General features: G+C 45.4%; 14 protein-coding genes, 1 tRNA gene and 3 pseudogenes. 8 read left to right on the plus strand and 10 right to left on the minus strand.

Annotated elements, in window-relative coordinates; all coding sequences use genetic code 11:
- Nucleotides 1-2 precede the first annotated feature (2 nt).
- From G399_RS0105240 to lipA, 6 genes are all read left to right on the plus strand, one after another.
- The gene (locus G399_RS0105240; RefSeq protein ID WP_006008098.1) at nucleotides 3-1,250 is read left to right on the plus strand and encodes an aminotransferase class V-fold PLP-dependent enzyme; all 1,248 of its coding nucleotides are present in this window, start codon (nucleotides 3-5) and stop codon (nucleotides 1,248-1,250) included.
- 33 nt (nucleotides 1,251-1,283) lie between these two features.
- Nucleotides 1,284-1,640, plus strand: a complete 357-nt coding sequence (locus G399_RS0105245; RefSeq protein ID WP_006008096.1) for a HesB/IscA family protein — start codon at nucleotides 1,284-1,286, stop codon at nucleotides 1,638-1,640.
- Nucleotides 1,641-1,670: 30 nt separating this feature from the next.
- On the plus strand, nucleotides 1,671-2,195 hold the full coding sequence (sufT, locus tag G399_RS0105250; protein ID WP_006008094.1) for a putative Fe-S cluster assembly protein SufT: 525 nt from the start codon (nucleotides 1,671-1,673) through the stop codon (nucleotides 2,193-2,195).
- Entirely contained in the window at nucleotides 2,195-2,653 is a 459-nt protein-coding gene (locus G399_RS0105255; RefSeq protein ID WP_006008092.1) for a SufE family protein, read from the plus strand. Before sufT ends, G399_RS0105255 begins: the two co-directional genes overlap by 1 nt.
- A 36-nt stretch (nucleotides 2,654-2,689) precedes the next feature.
- On the plus strand, nucleotides 2,690-3,052 hold the full coding sequence (grxD, locus tag G399_RS0105260) for a Grx4 family monothiol glutaredoxin (RefSeq protein WP_006008091.1): 363 nt from the start codon (nucleotides 2,690-2,692) through the stop codon (nucleotides 3,050-3,052).
- A 209-nt stretch (nucleotides 3,053-3,261) separates the two neighbouring features.
- On the plus strand, nucleotides 3,262-4,233 hold the full coding sequence (gene lipA, locus G399_RS0105265) for a lipoyl synthase (protein ID WP_006008089.1): 972 nt from the start codon (nucleotides 3,262-3,264) through the stop codon (nucleotides 4,231-4,233).
- Between the two features lie 275 nt (nucleotides 4,234-4,508).
- On the opposite strand, the pseudogene G399_RS22925 reads toward lipA, so the two are convergent.
- The 5 genes and pseudogenes from G399_RS22925 to G399_RS0105285 form a co-directional block, all read right to left on the minus strand.
- A pseudogene (locus tag G399_RS22925) lies at nucleotides 4,509-4,655 on the minus strand (IS6 family transposase); the annotation flags it as partial.
- A 79-nt stretch (nucleotides 4,656-4,734) separates the two neighbouring features.
- On the minus strand, nucleotides 4,735-6,198 hold the full coding sequence (locus tag G399_RS0105270; protein ID WP_006008086.1) for a glutamate synthase subunit beta: 1,464 nt from the start codon (nucleotides 6,196-6,198) through the stop codon (nucleotides 4,735-4,737).
- Entirely contained in the window at nucleotides 6,191-10,966 is a 4,776-nt protein-coding gene (locus tag G399_RS0105275) for a glutamate synthase-related protein (RefSeq protein ID WP_006008083.1), read from the minus strand. Before G399_RS0105275 ends, G399_RS0105270 begins: the two co-directional genes overlap by 8 nt.
- Before the next feature lie 618 nt (nucleotides 10,967-11,584).
- A pseudogene (locus G399_RS22930) lies at nucleotides 11,585-11,782 on the minus strand (IS6 family transposase); the annotation flags it as partial.
- Between the two features lie 264 nt (nucleotides 11,783-12,046).
- Nucleotides 12,047-12,421: a VOC family protein gene (locus G399_RS0105285; protein WP_006008079.1), complete on the minus strand. Its 375-nt coding sequence runs from the start codon at nucleotides 12,419-12,421 to the stop codon at nucleotides 12,047-12,049.
- A gap of 202 nt (nucleotides 12,422-12,623) precedes the next feature.
- On the opposite strand from G399_RS0105285, the gene cysK reads away from it, so the two are divergent.
- Nucleotides 12,624-13,544, plus strand: a complete 921-nt coding sequence (gene cysK, locus G399_RS0105290; protein ID WP_006008077.1) for a cysteine synthase A — start codon at nucleotides 12,624-12,626, stop codon at nucleotides 13,542-13,544.
- A gap of 248 nt (nucleotides 13,545-13,792) precedes the next feature.
- Here cysK and G399_RS0105295 read toward each other — a convergent pair.
- Both G399_RS0105295 and G399_RS0105300 read right to left on the minus strand, forming a co-directional pair.
- Nucleotides 13,793-13,984 (minus strand): annotated as a pseudogene (locus G399_RS0105295) (glucose/galactose MFS transporter); the annotation flags it as partial.
- 396 nt (nucleotides 13,985-14,380) lie between these two features.
- Nucleotides 14,381-14,653, minus strand: a complete 273-nt coding sequence (locus tag G399_RS0105300) for an alpha-1,6-glucosidase domain-containing protein (RefSeq protein ID WP_006008069.1) — start codon at nucleotides 14,651-14,653, stop codon at nucleotides 14,381-14,383.
- A gap of 380 nt (nucleotides 14,654-15,033) precedes the next feature.
- On the opposite strand from G399_RS0105300, the gene G399_RS21945 reads away from it, so the two are divergent.
- On the plus strand, nucleotides 15,034-15,207 hold the full coding sequence (locus tag G399_RS21945) for a hypothetical protein (RefSeq protein ID WP_006008065.1): 174 nt from the start codon (nucleotides 15,034-15,036) through the stop codon (nucleotides 15,205-15,207).
- Between the two features lie 288 nt (nucleotides 15,208-15,495).
- Here the strand turns inward: G399_RS21945 and G399_RS0105310 are convergent, their stop codons facing one another.
- The 3 genes from G399_RS0105310 to G399_RS0105325 all read right to left on the minus strand — a co-directional run bounded on the left by G399_RS0105310 (nucleotide 15,496) and on the right by G399_RS0105325 (nucleotide 17,120).
- Complete coding sequence (locus G399_RS0105310) at nucleotides 15,496-15,930, minus strand: type II toxin-antitoxin system VapC family toxin (protein ID WP_006008063.1); 435 nt, start codon at nucleotides 15,928-15,930, stop codon at nucleotides 15,496-15,498.
- 6 nt (nucleotides 15,931-15,936) lie between these two features.
- The gene (locus G399_RS0105315) at nucleotides 15,937-16,152 is read right to left on the minus strand and encodes an AbrB/MazE/SpoVT family DNA-binding domain-containing protein (protein WP_006008061.1); all 216 of its coding nucleotides are present in this window, start codon (nucleotides 16,150-16,152) and stop codon (nucleotides 15,937-15,939) included.
- A gap of 891 nt (nucleotides 16,153-17,043) precedes the next feature.
- A tRNA-Arg gene (locus G399_RS0105325) sits at nucleotides 17,044-17,120 on the minus strand.
- Between the last annotated feature and the right edge of the window lie 18 nt (nucleotides 17,121-17,138).

Raw genomic sequence — 17,138 nt, forward strand, 5'->3', positions numbered from 1 at the left:
CGATGTCCAGTGTAACCCCGATTACTAAGAACCAGCAATTTGATGTGGACAAGATCCGACAAGATTTTCCTTTATTAAATCAGAATATTAAAGGTAAACCTCTCGTCTATTTAGACAACGCGGCAACGACCCAGAAGCCACAGGTTGTGATTGATGCAATCAGCCAATATTATGCCAATAGCAATGCTAATGTGCATCGAGGTGCGCATTCTTTAAGTGACCATGCAACCGAGCTATTCGAGAAAGCACGGAGTAACGTGCAACACTTTATTAATGCAGAATATAGTCATCAGATAATTTGGACAAAAGGCACCACTGAAGCCATTAACATGATCGCCAGTGGATTAGCCCAAAGTCACTTAAAGCCCGGTGATGAAATTATTATTTCAGCAATGGAGCATCATGCCAATATTGTACCTTGGCAAGTCGCCGCGCAGCGAAGCGGCGCGAAGCTCGTTGTTGCTCCAATAAATGAGAAAGGCGAGCTGAACTTTCCAGTTTATAAGATATTACTCAATGAAAGAACCGCCATTGTTGCAATGACACACGTGTCCAACACGCTTGGCACTATTAATGATGTTAAGGAAATCGTTCACTGTGCAAAGCAAGTAGGTGCGATTACAGTAATAGACGGCGCACAAGCCATTGGTCATGATCATGTTGATATGCAGGATCTGGATTGCGATTTTTACGTGTTTTCAGGGCATAAGTTATTCGGCCCAACGGGTATCGGCGTATTGTACGGTAAAGAAGATCGTCTCGAGCAACTACCGCCTTTTCAAACGGGTGGAGAAATGATCCAAACGGTCACTTTCCAAGAGGCAACATGGAATGCATTACCTTATAAATTCGAAGCGGGCACGCCAAATATTGCAGGTGCCATAGGACTATCAGCGGCCATCGATTACCTTAGTGGCATTGATCGCGTGGGTGCGGCAGCACATGAACAACGATTAATGAACTATTGCATAGAGTTGGCTCAGGATATGGGTGATATTACACGCTATGGTACCGCCAAAAACAGGATGGCTATTTTCTCTTTCCTGCTGGGTGATGCGCATCCAAGCGATGTTGGTACTCTGCTCAATCAACAAGGTATTGCTGTGCGAACGGGTCATCATTGCACAATGCCGCTGATGAATGAACTGGGTATTCCGGGCACAGTGCGCGCCTCGTTTTCTCTTTATAACACACAAGAAGAAGTGGCCATGCTATTTGCAGCTTTAACTAAAGCTAAAACCTTCTTATAACTCAAAAATGACGATAAAAAAGGTAATTTTATTATGAGCGTAATGACGTTTGATCCGACGAAGCCCAGCGTCACTTTGAGTGACAGCGCACGTACTTTCTTGTCTCAAAAAATCGAAAATAAGCAGGCCGATGGCCTGTGTTTTTCAGTCAAAAAAAGTGGCTGTAATGGTTTCAGATATGTGTTGGATTTTATTGACCAACCCAGTACCGAAGCGGGTTTAGTTGTTATTAATGACGATAAATTAAAACTGTATATTACAGAAGAAGCCTTACCCTATGTGAATGGTACTGAGATTGATTGTGTTACTGAAGGATTGAACCAAGTCATCAAGTTCATCAATCCAAATAGCTCAACTGAATGCGGTTGCGGTGAAAGCTTTGGGATTTAACGATTTAACTCAATAAAATTGAAGAAGGCTATGGAAAATAAAATAATTGTAGTGAATAGAGAGTGCCCAGCACTACTCGTGCCAGACGGTATTTCTATTACCATTAAGAAAGACACATTTGTAACGCTTACCCAATCATTAGGTGGCGCATATACCGTGCTTGTTAACGGCAATATGGCACGAGTTGATGGTACTGATGCTGATGCGCTTGGATTTGAGCCAATTGTTTTAGAGTTTGATAACTCAGGTGATGAAACAGTCGTTGAAAGTAATGTATGGAAGGCCTTGTCTGCTGTTTACGACCCAGAACTACCGGTTAGCATTGTTGATTTGGGTTTGATATATGATTGTAAAATTGAGGGTAGTACGGTCGTAATTTCCATGACATTAACGGCACCAGGCTGTGGCATGGGGCCGGTATTGGTAGAAGATGTCAAATACAAAGTTGGGCTAGTGCCCGATGTGGATAATGTAAAGGTGAACCTTGTACTTGAGCCGGCATGGAGTCGAGAAATGATGACGGAAGAAGCGCAACTTGAGATGGGGTTATTTTGATGAATAAACTCGCTATTCCGGCTTTATCCGGCGGACCTTTTGGCACTGAAATTAAATCTACTGATATCGCAGATACACTGAGCTTCTTTGATGATTGGGAAGACCGTTACCGTTATATAATAGACCTCGGCAAAGAGCTTACTGCCCTACCCACTTCATGTAGAACTGATGAAAATCTTATTATCGGCTGTCAGAGTCAGGTATGGCTAGTTTGCGAATACGACACAACAAATAATATTCTTTTTATGGCGGTCGACAGTGAAGCCCTAATTGTAAAAGGCCTCGCTGCTATCGTCTTAAGTGCATTTAATAAGAAAACACCGCAGGAAATTACGGATTTTAATATCGACGCTTTCTTCACCGATATTGATTTATTCAACCATTTGAGTTCGATGCGTGGTAACGGTTTGCGTGCCATGGTCAGCAAAATTTTACGCGTAGCTAAAAATTATGGCTAAGTCACATTTTGATTAACAGCTTAGTAGGAGCAATACATGGACATCATGAGTGAGATTGAAGAACACATTAATAACAATGCCGTCATCATTTTTATGAAAGGTACGCCAGAGCAACCACGTTGCGGATTCTCTGCCACCGCAGTAAAAGCCTTAATCGCTTGTGGTGAAACCTTTTCTTTTATTGATATTTTGGCCAATCCAGAAATTCGAGCGGCATTACCAGCATATGGAGACTGGCCAACCTTTCCCCAAGTATGGGCAAATGGTGAGTTGATCGGGGGCGGTGATATTGTAAACGAACTGAATCAAAGTGGAGAGTTAAAAGAAATTATCCTAGAAGCGCTAAAAAGTGCTCAGATAAAAAACGTACTCGTTGATCCCGCGCAAATAAAACAATAGCAAGCTTCTTAAATTTATTGGCAAAAACACCTTAGCCAAACACCGGTTGGAGCTCTCTGCCATTGCGCCACTAATGTCGGGACCAAGTGCACCAGTGCATGCCATTGATAGCTTGGAAACTATGTTGCCAACCGCATAATCAAGCTGTCTCAATGTATGATTATCAAATTGACTAGACGCATTGAGTATCAACAGGATCCACCAATATCATGACTACTGTAAAACAATCAAAATATGTCGCTGGCGAAAAGCTTCGTAATGCTGATAAGTTAGCTTTTATCCCAGTAAAAATCATTACCAGCGAGAAAGAAACCACATTAAAAAAGCCGAGCTGGTTAAAAATAAAATTACCCAGTAACACGGCTAAAGTAGATCAAATCAAACAAGCTATGCGCAAGCATAATCTAAGTTCCGTTTGCGAAGAAGCTTCTTGCCCTAATTTACACGAATGCTTTAACCACGGAACCGCTACGTTTATGATCCTGGGTGCAATTTGTACTCGTCGCTGTCCATTCTGTGATGTAGCACATGGCAGACCCTTGCCAGTCAGTGCTGAAGAACCACAGAAATTGGCAGCAACGATCCGTGATATGAAATTAAAGTATGTAGTCATTACCTCAGTTGATCGCGATGACCTTCGAGATGGCGGAGCTCAGCACTTTGTTGACTGCATTAATGCAATACGCAGGGAAGTACCCAGTATAAAAATCGAAATCTTAGTGCCAGATTTTAAGGGTCGGATGGACAAAGCACTGGACATTTTAAGTACCGCGCCGCCGGATGTATTTAATCATAACTTGGAGACAGCTCCACATATGTACCGTGAAGTTCGACCAGGGGCTAATTATAAAAATTCATTGGAGTTGTTGCGTCGTTTTAAAGTAATGCATCCACAGGTAGCCACAAAATCGGGACTAATGCTGGGTCTTGGTGAGACTATCGAGGAAATTACCGACGTATTAAAAGACTTGCGTGAACATAATGTAGAGATGCTCACCTTAGGACAATACTTGCAGCCGAGTAAGCATCACCTCGCGGTTAAACGCTATGTACCCCCAGCCGAGTTTGATCAACTTGGTGTTGTCGCAAGAGAGCTTGGCTTTACTCATGCTGCATCTGGTCCACTGGTGCGTTCAAGCTACCATGCAGATCTGCAAGCTGCTGGTAAACAAATAAAGTAATGAAGGATAAATTATTACTTTTAGGACAGGCGAGATGACTATTGCATCCCGCTTCGGATAACAAAAGTTAACGATGTATATTAATTGGTTTTAATTGCGGCAAATTGGTCTTAAATTAACACTTACTCGGTGCGTTATTGTAAGGAAGAGAAATACCCATTATGATTATTAATAAATTAGAATGTAATATGCTGTGTGTTCCTTTTTGCTGCGAGCATAAGTGGCTGAGGCGTGTTGCCAACTTATCGAATTTATAAGAAGCAGTTTTAAGTTGCTTACACCAAATTCCGGACGCAACTAGCCTTAATCAATTGATTAAAAGCCCGTTCTCGGAATATCCTGTAATTCCGGGCTTGCATTTGATGGCGGCCAAGTCTAAACACGTCGTTAACAATGCCCTGGCAAGATAGAAATCGTTGAGCTAGGCATTCGATAAGCTGACAGTACCGACTTGTGAATTAGTCGCTTTTCGCTCACTATTTTGTAGTAATTTGATCGATGTCAGCGTGGCAAATTTGAGCAACCCATCAAAAATTCATCCGCCGCACGCGCGGCCTGGCGACCCTCACGGATTGCCCAAACCACCAGAGACTGGCCTCGTCGCATGTCCCCCGCGGCGAATACTTTGGCGACCGAAGTCTGATAACAACCGTCGCCGTCGGTGCTTGCTTTGGCATTGCCGCGTGCATCTTTTTCGACCGCAAAGGCTTCCAGCACTTGCGCTACTGGCGACACAAAACCCATCGCCAGCAAGACCAAATCTGCTTTCATTTCGAATTCGGAATTTGGCACCTCCTGCATCTTGCCGTCTACCCATTCGACGCGAGCTGCAATCAGCTTCTCGACCTTGCCGTCCTTACCTTCGAAACGCTTGGTCGCAACTGCCCAATCCCGCTCGCAACCTTCTTCTTGTGACGACGAGGTACGCAACTTGATCGGCCAGTAAGGCCATATTAGCGGTTTATCCTCTTGTTCCGGCGGTTGCGGCATCAGTTCAAATTGCGCCAAGCTGGCTGCGCAATGGCGGTTGCATGTGCCTACGCAGTCTGATCCGGTATCGCCTCCTCCGATAACGACTACGTGCTTACCGTTCGCCATGAGCTGGTCGTTGAGCTTGTCACCTGCATCCACTTGGTTTTGCTGGGGCAGGAATTCCATCGCAAAATGGACACCTTTTAACTCACGACCGGGTACCGGAAGATCGCGCGGCAACTCAGCACCGCCAGCGAGAATGATGGCATCAAATTTTTGATTGAGTTGCTTAGGGGAAATGGTTTCTTTGGTCCAATTGATGATTTCTGACGGAAAATCTGTTCCAATCAATACACCGGTGCGGAAGTGCACGCCTTCGGCTTGCATTTGCTCAATGCGGCGGTCGATATGCGACTTTTCCATCTTGAAACCCGGAATACCGTAACGCATCAAACCGCCGATCCGATCGTTTTTTTCAAACACAGTCACATCGTGACCGACACGCGCGAGTTGCTGGGCTGCAGCCAGACCAGCAGGACCAGATCCAACCACAGCAACTTTTTTACCCGTTTTGAAAGCCGCCGGTTGCGGCATAACCCAACCGTTTTTCCAGCCCTTATCGATAATGAAATGCTCGATTGATTTAATGCCTACCGCATCGTTGTTGATGGCAAGCACACAGGCAGATTCGCAAGGTGCGGGGCAGATGCGGCCAGTGAATTCAGGGAAGTTGTTAGTCGAATGCAGGGTCTCCAGCGCTTCGCGATAATTGCCGCTATACACCAAGTCGTTCCAGTCGGGGATGATGTTGTTAACCGGGCAACCGGTCATGCAAAACGGCGTGCCGCAATCCATACATCGCGCACCCTCTGTTTTCGCTTGTTCTTCCTTCAGCGGCAGGATGAACTCCCCGTAGTTCTTGACGCGTTCAGCCGCCGGTACATACGCTTCCTTTTGCCGCTGAAACTCTATAAAGCCTGTTATTTTACCCATTGTCTACCTCTGTCTTATCTAGCTCTTCGTGAGAGGAGGATGGCATTTGCGCCATATTCATCTCACCCAATGCGCGCTTATAATCGTTCGGGAAGACTTTGATAAAGTTTTTGCGGCCGTTGGACCAGTCATCCAACAAGTTGCGCGCGCGCAGGCTGCCGGTATACTTGAAGTGGCGCTCAATCAGGCGCTTTAAAATTACCTCGTCAGTCTCACTTTGGTCGCCGCGTAACTGGCTATGCCAGATCGAACGGTCGACTTTGGCTTCTTGCTCGGCTTGGGCGAGGACAGGTTCCAACGTGACCATTGCGGTATTGCATTTTTTGGCGAAATCACCGTCAGGGTTCCACACGTAAGCGATACCGCCCGACATACCGGCGGCAAAGTTACGGCCGGTTTCTCCGAACACGACCACGGTGCCGCCAGTCATGTATTCGCAACCGTGGTCACCGACCCCTTCAACCACAGTGATGGCGCCAGAATTACGCACCGCGAAGCGCTCGCCGGCGACGCCATTAAAAAATGCCTCGCCGGCAATCGCGCCGTATAACACGGTGTTGCCGATGATAATGTTGTGGTCTGCCAAGCCAGTAAACTCTGTATTCGGACGGACGATGATACGCCCACCCGACAAACCTTTACCGACGTAATCATTGCCTTCGCCGACCAGATCTAGCGTGATACCGTGCGCCAGAAACGCGCCGAGCGACTGACCTGCAGTCCCTAACAACTGAATGTGAATGGTGTCGTCGGGCAAGCCTTCGTGACCGTATTTTTTTGCAACGATGCCTGACAGCATAGTACCCACCGTGCGGTTGAGGTTTCTGACAGGTAAGGCGAATGATACTTTTTTGCCTTGTTCTAGCGCTGCTTGCGATTGGGTAATCAACTTATGATCGAGGGCCTTTTCCAGCCCGTGGTCTTGCTCTTCTGCGTGATAACACAGTGAGCTAGCAGGCATCGACGGCTGATAGAAAATCTTGCTGAAATCAAGTCCCTTGGCTTTCCAGTGGGTAATCGCTTGCGACTTGTCGAGCAAGTCGACGCGACCGATCAAGTCATTAAACCTTCGGATACCAAGTTGCGCCATCAACTCCCGCGCTTCCTCGGCGACGAAGAAGAAATAGTTGACCACGTGTTCCGGCTTACCGGAGAACTTGGCGCGCAGCACCGGGTCTTGCGTCGCGATGCCGACCGAACAAGTATTGAGGTGGCATTTGCGCAACATAATGCAGCCTTCAACCACCAGCGGCGCCGTGGCAAAACCGATTTCATCCGCGCCCAGCATGGCTGCAATCACGATATCTCGACCGGTTTTCATTTGGCCATCGGCTTGTACCCGAATACGGCCACGCAAACCGTTCAGCACCAGTGTTTGCTGGGTTTCGGCCAAACCTAATTCCCACGGTGTTCCCGCATGTTTAAGTGAAGACAAGGGCGTGGCGCCTGTGCCTCCGTCATGACCAGCGATCACTACGTGATCGGCCTTGGCCTTGGCGACGCCGACCGCAACCGTGCCAACTCCAACCTCGGATACCAACTTGATGGAGATCGACGCGCTTGGGTTTACATTTTTTAAGTCATGGATCAGTTGTGCTAAGTCTTCGATCGAATAAATATCGTGATGCGGCGGCGGCGAAATCAAGCCCACGCCCGGCACAGAAAAACGTAATCTTGCGATATATTCAGACACCTTGTAGCCTGGCAACTGCCCACCTTCCCCCGGCTTGGCACCTTGCGCCATCTTGACCTGGATTTGATCAGCGGAATCCAAATATGCTGCTGTTACGCCGAAGCGGCCAGCCGCGACTTGCTTGATCCTAGAACGCACCGAATCGCCATCTTGCAAGGCAATATCGGCTTCAATCTGGTCACGGCCGATGACGGATGCCATGCTATCGCCCTGCTTGATCGGGATGCCTTTCATCTCTTGGCGATAACGGTTCGGATCTTCACCACCTTCACCAGTGTTAGACTTGCCGCCAATGCGGTTCATCGCTACCGCCAACGTGGCGTGTGCTTCGGTGCTGATCGAGCCAAGAGACATTGCGCCGGTGGTGAAGCGCTTGACAATTTCTTTGGCCGGCTCGACTTCATCTAGCGCAATAGCCTTGGACGGGTCCAGCTTGAACTCAAATAAACCACGCAGGGTCATGTGCCGTTTGCTTTGGTCATTGATGATTTGTGCATATTCTTGGTAGGTGCTGAAATTATTGGATCGGGTCGAATGCTGCAGCTTGGCAATCGCGTCCGGCGTCCACATGTGCTCTTCGCCGCGCACGCGAAACGCATATTCGCCACCGGTATCGAGCGCATTCGCCAGTACTGGGTCGTTGCCGAAGGCTTGCTGGTGTAAACGCAACGCCTCTTCTGCCACTTCGAGTACGCCGATACCTTCAATATTGGATGCAACGCCTTTGAAATATTTGTCCACCAGCGATTTATTCAGACCGATCGCTTCGAAAACCTGCGCGCCGCAGTACGACATGTAAGTCGATATGCCCATTTTCGACATCACCTTCAACAAACCCTTGGCGAGCGCTTTCTGGAAATTCTTGATGGCTTTTTCCGGCGATAAATCATCGGGCAATCTTTTCGCCAAGTCCGCCAGCGTATCCATTGCCAGATAAGGATGGACGGCTTCCGCGCCAAAACCAGCGAGCAGCGCAAAATGATGCGTTTCACGGGCAGAACCGGTTTCCACCACCAAGCCGGTCGATGTGCGAAAACCCGTGCTAATCAGATGCAAATGGATTGCCGACGTGGCGAGCAGGGCCGGGATCGCCACTTGTTCGGCGTCCACTTTGCGGTCGGACACGATCAGTATGTTGTGGCCTGATTTGACTGCATCCACCGCTTGCGCGCAAACCGATGCTAGGCGCACCTCCATACCTTCTTTTCCTCGGACCACCGGATAGCAAATATTCAGTTCATGGGATTTAAACTTGCCGCTGGTGTGGGCGCTGATGTTACGCAGTTTGGCGATGCCTGCATAGTCCAGAATCGGCTCCGATACTTCCAAGCGCATCGGTGGGTTCTTGTTATTGACGTCGAGCAGGTTTGGCCTAGGGCCGATGAAGGACACCAGCGACATCACCATCGCTTCACGGATTGGATCGATCGGCGGGTTAGTCACTTGCGCAAACATCTGCTTAAAGTAGTGATACAGCGGTTTGAGTTTGTTAGACATCACTGCCGGCGGCGAATCGTTGCCCATTGAACCCGTCGCTTCTTCGGCATTGCGGGCCATCGGCGACATCAGAACCTTGATATCTTCTTGTGTATAGCCGAATGCCTGCTGGCGGTCGAGCAAGGATGCGCTGTTTTTTGCTGTCGAAGACTGCGTCTTAATATCGTCGAGCGTGATTTCGTCAAGCTTAATGTCCTGCAGATTAATACGCACAGAATTGATCCACGCCTTGTAGGGCTTGGCGTTGGCGTAGGTGTCTTTGATTTCCTGATCATCAATGATGCGCCCGGCTTCGAGGTCGATCAAAAACATCTTACCGGGTTGCAGACGCCATTTCTTGATGATTCTGGATCCCGCAATCGGCAGCACGCCGGATTCGGATGCCATTACCACCAAGTCACCATCGGTTACGATATAACGCGCGGGACGCAAGCCGTTGCGATCCAGCGTGCCACCGACGTACCGACCATCGGTGAACGCCATCGCGGCGGGGCCATCCCAAGGCTCCATCATCGCGGCGTGGTATTCGTAGAAGGCACGGCGGTTGTCGTCCATCAACCGGTGATTTTCCCAGGCTTCGGGGATCATCATCATCATCGCTTGCGCGATCGGATAGCCTGCCATCACCAGCAGTTCAAGCGCGTCATCGAAGCACGCGGTATCGGACTGGACCTTGTCAATCAGCGGAAACAATTTTTGCAAATCGTCGCCTAACATGGCGGATTTCATCGCGCCTTCACGCGCGCGCATCCAGTTGACATTGCCCTTGACAGTATTGATCTCGCCGTTGTGGGCGATCAAGCGAAAAGGATGTGCCAGCGGCCACTCCGGGAAGGTATTGGTCGAAAAACGTTGATGCACGAGTGCCAACGCTGAAACGCAGCGCGCATCCTGTAAGTCTTTGTAATAGACGCCGACTTGATCCGCCAGCAGTAAGCCCTTGTACACAATGGTGCGGGTCGACATCGAAGAGACGAAAAACTCTTTGCCGTGGCGCAAATCTAGCGCCTCGATCGCGTGACTGGAAAACTTGCGGATCACGTACAGTTTACGTTCCAATGCGTCGCTCACCATGATGTCTGACCCCCTACCTATGAAGATCTGGCGGATCACTGGTTCTTTTTCACGCACGGTAGGCGACATAGGCATCTCAGTGTCGATCGGCACGTTGCGCCAACCCAGCACGATCTGGCCTTCGGCGCGCACCACACGTTCTATCTCTTGCTCGCACGCGATCCGGGATGTGTTTTCTTTTGGCAAAAAAATCATGCCTACGCCATATTCTCCGAACTGGGGCAGTTCGACACCCTGCTTGGCCATCTCTTCGCGATAATACCGATCCGGCAACTGAATCAAAATGCCGGCACCGTCGCCCATCAACTTATCGGCACCAACCGCGCCACGATGGGCGAGATTCTCTAGGATAAGCAAGCCTTGCGCAACTATCGAATGGCTTTTATCGCCTTTAATATGGGCAATAAAACCGATGCCGCAGGAATCATGTTCGTTAGTGGGGTTATACAGGCCGTTTTGCTGGATATGTTTAATTTCGGCTTCGATGTGGTGCTTGTGCTCCATCGTACACTCCTCTGTTTCTTGCAGGGTAAATAATGAAAAAGCATATAGTGCGCTGCGGCATATCGGCTCCAGCAACTAGTGTCGATACAAAGCTATATATCGTCGACATAGTTTTTAAACGCTATTAAATAAATATACTGAAAGATCTGAAAATGAACAGTCTGGCCATCGCTAAACTGGTCTTACACTCTGCCGTCAGGTGAGAGACTAACGCCGGACCATAATCGATGTTCAGATGTTTCGCACGTGCAAAACGGACATCATGTTGTCAGATCAGTATTAAATATAATTATAGACTATAGTGAAAATTTTCAAATTTTTAACCTTATTTATTTTGAAGAAGGCAATAAAGCGACCTAAACATCCGTTTAGCGCCCATCAAAACAAGATTAAATTACCATTTATTATATTCAGTGCAAAACTAAGTAACCCGAATCCTGTTCAAAATAAAAGAACGAAGTGCCTGTTCCAAGATCTGATCTTACGACAAAGATTGAACAAATCCAAAAGGCAACAGACATCAATAAGTTGGCAGCTCAATGTCAACTTATCAAATTAAGATGATAAGAACAAATTTTCAGTAACTCGTGCCAAATTCTGGACGCGACTAACCCTAGTTCATTCACTAAATGTTCGTTCACGGAGTGTCCTGTAATTACCGGTTTTCATCTGATGACGGCCAAGCCTTTGCAGATTATTTACAATACCATGGCAAGATAGAAACCGAGGAGCTTGGTCTTGTGATGTAAATCGCCGCAATTGCCTTTTCTGCTGTCTACTGGGTTGATGAGAAAGTTTACAGCGGTTATTTTCGTATTATTGAGTAGAATGAGTCTCTTTTTATCTAATACGCTCTTCCAAAACTCACTGGAGTTTTTATCAATACCAACCGCAGATAAGTCGCCCTTTAAAAATACATCTAAGCGTGGCGTTAATATATTCACCGCCTCGTAGAAAACAGATCTTCCGAAACCAAACTTTCTTAAACTTAATGGTATTACAAAATCATCGATACTAATTTCATTGTGTTCGATATTGAATCTACTATACGAAATTGCCTGTTATTTGGGTTGATATAAGCTATCTATGCTGATCAACTAGTATAAGATTTCCATCGGGGTCGGTCATCATAAAATTTGCCGGACCTTTGCTATTTTCACCAATCAATTGGCCACAGTCGATGTCCTTGTTACCAAGCATTTTTTGTAAATATCTAACGTCAATATAATCGTCAATGTTTTCCCCATTGGCGTCCCAACCTGGATTAAAGGTCAGCATGTTTTCCTTTAACATGCCTTCAAATAAACCAATCACTTGATTATCTTGGTCTTTCATTATCAGCCACTTTTGATCTATATGTCCGCCCGTTTGGCTAAATCCCAATTTCTCATAAAATGCTTTTGAGATCCCAATATCAGCAACTTTTAAACTCAAAGACAGTAAACCTAGATTCATGATTGCACTCTTTATTTTCTAAAATTAACAGTCTATACAATAACAGATTTAGGCGCACACTTACTTTTGTCCTGCGTAAATTTTTAATCAATATTGTACTCACATATATTATTTATGAATAAAAAGGTACTTGTTTTGTCATCAGTGTGGCCTTACGCTTAATGCTACTTTATATTTAAATATAACAACTGGATAACAAGTTATGAAAGCGCAGTCAATTCTAGAGACTATCGGTAATACTCCGCATATTAAAGTTCAACGTTTGTTTGGAGATAAACAAAACGTGTGGATTAAAAGTGAGCGATCAAACCCGGGTGGTTCCATCAAAGATCGTATTGCTTTGTCCATGATTGAAGCCGCGGAAAAAGACGGTTCATTAAAGCTCGGTTCAACTATTATCGAGGCAACCTCGGGTAATACCGGCGTGGGTCTGGCGATGGTAGCGGCAGTAAAAGGCTATAAATTAATATTGGTGATGCCGGAAAGCATGTCGGTAGAACGCCGTCGCTTAATGTTAGCCTACGGCGCAACGTTTGCATTAACACCAAAGGAAAAGGGCATGAATGGTGCAATTGCAAAAGCACAAGCACTAGTGACCGAAACCCCGAACTCGTGGATGCCGCAACAGTTTGAAAACCCAGCCAATATAGATGTGCATGTTGAGTATACCTCAAAAGAGATCCTTGCCGATTTCCCCGACGGTTTAGATGCAATTGTGACCGGCGTAGGCACAGGCGGCCACATTACGGGTTGTGCGCGAGCACTAAAAAAAGTATGGCCACAACTAAAAATATTTGCTGTAGAACCATCAGCATCACCTGTGATTTCAGGTGGCGGTCCTAGCCCACATCCTATTCAAGGTATTGGTGCAGGTTTTATTCCTAAAAACTTAGACGTTACACTTTTAGACGGTATTATTAAAGTCGATGGCGACGATGCAAAAGATATGGCAAGACGCTCTGCAGCGGAAGAGGGAATGTTGGTCGGTATCTCATCGGGTGCAACTCTAGCGGCTATTAGCCAAGTGCTACCCACGCTAGCTGAAGGCGCACGGGTGTTAGGATTTAATTATGATACCGGTGAGCGTTATTTATCGATAGATGGATTTTTACCGCAAGAATAATTATGTGTTCCGAAAAAGCTGACTAGAACTTATTTTCTGAGAATGCTGCATGTCTCGGCCAAAATCGAGCACTCATTTTCGTGCTGTGTCTGGATAGTTGTCGCTTCACTTTTTAATTAATGAAGACAATTATGCCAGCACGTGCAGTAGACTTACAAACTAAACAACAAGGTTGAAGGTGAGGCGTTCTTGAATTCACTAATACTCCGCCAGCAAAGAACTGGCTGTCGGCAGACGGTGGTCAAACATCCAACCGACATTGCGTTGCGATAGCCAGTCATGTCCAATACTTTTGCCATTGGCAAAGCCATTACCACATAAGCAAAGTAAAAGGTCGAGGCTATTAAAATAGCTTGAATTTGATTTAAGTCGCATACAATCTGCAAAAAAGGAACGAGTGCACGATTTAGCCATGTGATAAAACCCAAAATGAAAAACAATCAACCTATGATCATCATGGGCAATAAGCTGCTATGCTGCTTTGGCTTTAATGCTGTGGTTTGCACAAAGCTTCCTTAGTACTTATCTAGTATGTACTTTTTTAATTATTATTTATTGTGAGTTAGCATTAGTTAACAACTGTGCCCGCAACCTGCTCGCCATTTATCCAGCTGTCGTTGTTAAATAATGTATGCAACTATTTGGATAGTTCGCTAAAAAATCCCTCTGTCATTCCCCGCGCAGGCGGGAATCTACATCTTCTACATACAATTGTAAAAACAGGTCTTTCAAAAATAGAGTAAATAAGCTTACGTTAGCCCTAGAATTGTAAATGGGCCACCGACAACTCCGTCGATCACGTCAGTTAAGCGAGCTGTTGCAAGCATAGAACCAAACTAGATCATATTCATACTGTGGAATTGAAATCCAGCAACTGTGCGCACTTCAATCGTTTTTTCTCGATAACCCATATTCACCATCACAAGAATTGCGTCATGCATCGGATTTAAGTCCCGCAATTGTGCTTCAAAACTTGGTTTAATGCCGTTTTTCAAACTCATTACGATTAAGCCTGCTTGTTGACGGTTTCTAATATTATGGAAACCCACACGGTCAATAATATATTGACCGGTAGTTAAGCGGAACAGGTCACTACGTAAGCGAATCATAAGCAATTCAGGAATTCAGGAGGCGAACTGAATTTCAGACATGCTCACCGCACGTTCAGGCAAACAGTAAACGTAGCCATTTCTTCTCAATGGTACTGGTTATCTTTGTTTCATCTTTATTTTTCACTAATTAATCGCTTAATATATTTTCGTTTTATAAGTGTTATGCATCATCGAAGCATTAATAATGAAATTGAAATTGCATATCGTAAAAAAAGCGTTAAAAGTTGAGTAGAGTGTCCGGTTGGACTTGACCAGAACACACCACTAGGAGATCCCGTTTTCAGAATAACTGAGGGTGGATTCGAGCTTTTCTTAGATTTGGATGACAATGGAATTTCGTTGCCTCGGGTCCTAAATTATTTGAGGGCGATCCTTCTATGAATCCTTCGTTTATATCGGGTGAGTTCGAGATGTTCCGTGATGTGAATGCTCCTATACCTACCGAAGCTGGTATTTTGTTGGTTAGCGAAGTTTCAGCTCCATCGGCGATTGCAGTTTTCACATTGGGGCTGCTGGTTTTAGCGTCACGCCGCATTAATAAGCAATCATAATAGTTATATTTTTTATAAAATATGGGATTTGAGGAGGGTCTGCGTTAACAATTTGTGCAGCCTAATGTGGTCGATAACCATTAAGAAGCGCTTACCAATTAGGTAGGCGTTTTTTTGCCCGCGAAGCTGCGTTAGTCGACGCACAGCCTCATAGGGCAAGTTTATGCACATACTTGCCTGTCAATAGACGATCGCTAATGCACACTATGGATCTAAAAAGGTCCATTCACTGCGATATATCAAGCGGTATAGCGCGACAATCAACTTGAACGGTCAGTTATCATAGTTTTATGGTTCGCTGCTACCGCCTATTTCAAGTGCAGCCTTATCAAAGGTATAGAGCGTAATGATGTCAATATTGTTTAATTCTCCATATCGCTTCGCTTTATTGATAATAAGGGCATCAGGAAAGTCTGCCTGTTTTATTTTACCCTTTACTTTAATTGGGGCCGCGTTTACATAGTCTTTCAATGCGCACCAAACAGCCTGCGCATCTTCAAACTGAATATTGGGTTCAGCAAATAATGCATGAATAACATCAACAATAGTATCTTTAGAAACTTGATATCGCTTGCCTTTGAGTACCCAAACAGTCTCAGTTAGAACAACATCAGTGACTAATACTTTGTGCTCGCCGTTGATTAAAATCTTCGCTTTTGGGCTTTGTTTGTCATCATCGTCAAGCAAATAACGAAGAAGTACATTTGTATCAATAGCAATCATCAATCATCAATCAATGGCACTTTGCAGTGATGCATCTTCGCTAATACTTCGATTGGCTTTAGTATTTTTTAAAATACCACTAGCTGCCCCCATTGATTTTTTTACAATAGAGATAATACCTTGTCTATCTACAAAGCTGTCAACTTCGTCACCTTTATCGATATCTGCCACGGCACACAACTCGATGGGTAAAGTAATTTGTCTTTTAGCACTCACTTTCATGTTTATTACGCCTTTACTATTCTTTAATTAGTAAAGAATAACATATTACTATATTCAAGAAAACAGCAAAGACTATAGCCAATTAGATATGGGATTCGTAGCCACGTACGCAGTGGGAATAACAAATTAATTTAGTTGGAAATAATTTTACCTAGCGAAAACATGAGGAAAATAGAGGGAAGCGCTTTCATTAAGTCTTTTGATCAGCTAAGAAAAGTAAGGAGAATGAAGTTTCAAGGGCGCTTATAGAATTGCGCTAATGCACCCTAAGGATCTAAACGGCTATTAAGATAGTGAACCGCGACGGGCCGCTCCTCGCTCTTTGCCGTCAGTCAAGGTTGAGATTAATTGGATGATTTTTTTTCGCAAAATACAGTGTAGTCTATTAGCTCTAATTACCATTGCCCGTGCTTTAACCTGTCCTTTGCACGTGAACTTGAATGATCACTTATTATCAATAACTAATTAGAGTGCGACACGCACATACCGGTATTTTGGTGAGCCTAGCTAGTAGAGTTTACCGCCGAATTAGACTTAACGTAAATACATCATAAATTTATTCAGTAGAGAGAATATCGAACGTGAATTCAACGAAAATCTTGTCTTAATCGGTTTCGTACTTAATGCCAATACGATAGAGTGAAAGATGCACAAATTGAGGATCGTTCAGACCCATTAAAAATTTATAAACTATAAGCTTGTACAAATTTGCAATGTGCAGACCGCCGTATGTTGATTCGCATTTAAAATTGAACCTTATATTCGTATCTTTTGCATAAAAACTTGACCATCCAGCAAGTGCTATAGATTCGTTTGTTAATTCAAGTTGGTCACAGGCCCCAAATTGACGCCGAATTTGGCACATAGTGTAAGAGTCAAAAAAGAAGGAAATGGTGCACCTGGCGCGATTCGAACGCGCGACCCACGGCTTCGGAGGCCGTTACTCTATCCAGCTGAGCTACAGGTGCGTAGCGGGTTACAACAAA

It is taken from the genome of Brumicola pallidula DSM 14239 = ACAM 615, from assembly GCF_000428905.1.
Classification (GTDB): domain Bacteria; phylum Pseudomonadota; class Gammaproteobacteria; order Enterobacterales; family Alteromonadaceae; genus Glaciecola; species Glaciecola pallidula.

Coding starts and splice junctions, on each gene's coding strand:
- G399_RS0105315 (WP_006008061.1), bottom strand. CDS start 16,152: ATGAAAGTGAGTGCTAAAAGACAAATTACTTTACCCATCGAGTTGTGT.
- grxD (WP_006008091.1), top strand. CDS start 2,690: ATGGACATCATGAGTGAGATTGAAGAACACATTAATAACAATGCCGTC.
- G399_RS0105255 (WP_006008092.1), top strand. CDS start 2,195: ATGAATAAACTCGCTATTCCGGCTTTATCCGGCGGACCTTTTGGCACT.
- G399_RS0105245 (WP_006008096.1), top strand. CDS start 1,284: ATGAGCGTAATGACGTTTGATCCGACGAAGCCCAGCGTCACTTTGAGT.
- cysK (WP_006008077.1), top strand. CDS start 12,624: ATGAAAGCGCAGTCAATTCTAGAGACTATCGGTAATACTCCGCATATT.
- G399_RS0105275 (WP_006008083.1), bottom strand. CDS start 10,966: ATGGAGCACAAGCACCACATCGAAGCCGAAATTAAACATATCCAGCAA.
- G399_RS21945 (WP_006008065.1), top strand. CDS start 15,034: ATGAATCCTTCGTTTATATCGGGTGAGTTCGAGATGTTCCGTGATGTG.
- G399_RS0105285 (WP_006008079.1), bottom strand. CDS start 12,421: ATGAATCTAGGTTTACTGTCTTTGAGTTTAAAAGTTGCTGATATTGGG.
- G399_RS0105240 (WP_006008098.1), top strand. CDS start 3: ATGTCCAGTGTAACCCCGATTACTAAGAACCAGCAATTTGATGTGGAC.
- G399_RS0105310 (WP_006008063.1), bottom strand. CDS start 15,930: ATGATTGCTATTGATACAAATGTACTTCTTCGTTATTTGCTTGACGAT.
- G399_RS0105270 (WP_006008086.1), bottom strand. CDS start 6,198: ATGGGTAAAATAACAGGCTTTATAGAGTTTCAGCGGCAAAAGGAAGCG.
- G399_RS0105300 (WP_006008069.1), bottom strand. CDS start 14,653: ATGATTCGCTTACGTAGTGACCTGTTCCGCTTAACTACCGGTCAATAT.
- sufT (WP_006008094.1), top strand. CDS start 1,671: ATGGAAAATAAAATAATTGTAGTGAATAGAGAGTGCCCAGCACTACTC.
- lipA (WP_006008089.1), top strand. CDS start 3,262: ATGACTACTGTAAAACAATCAAAATATGTCGCTGGCGAAAAGCTTCGT.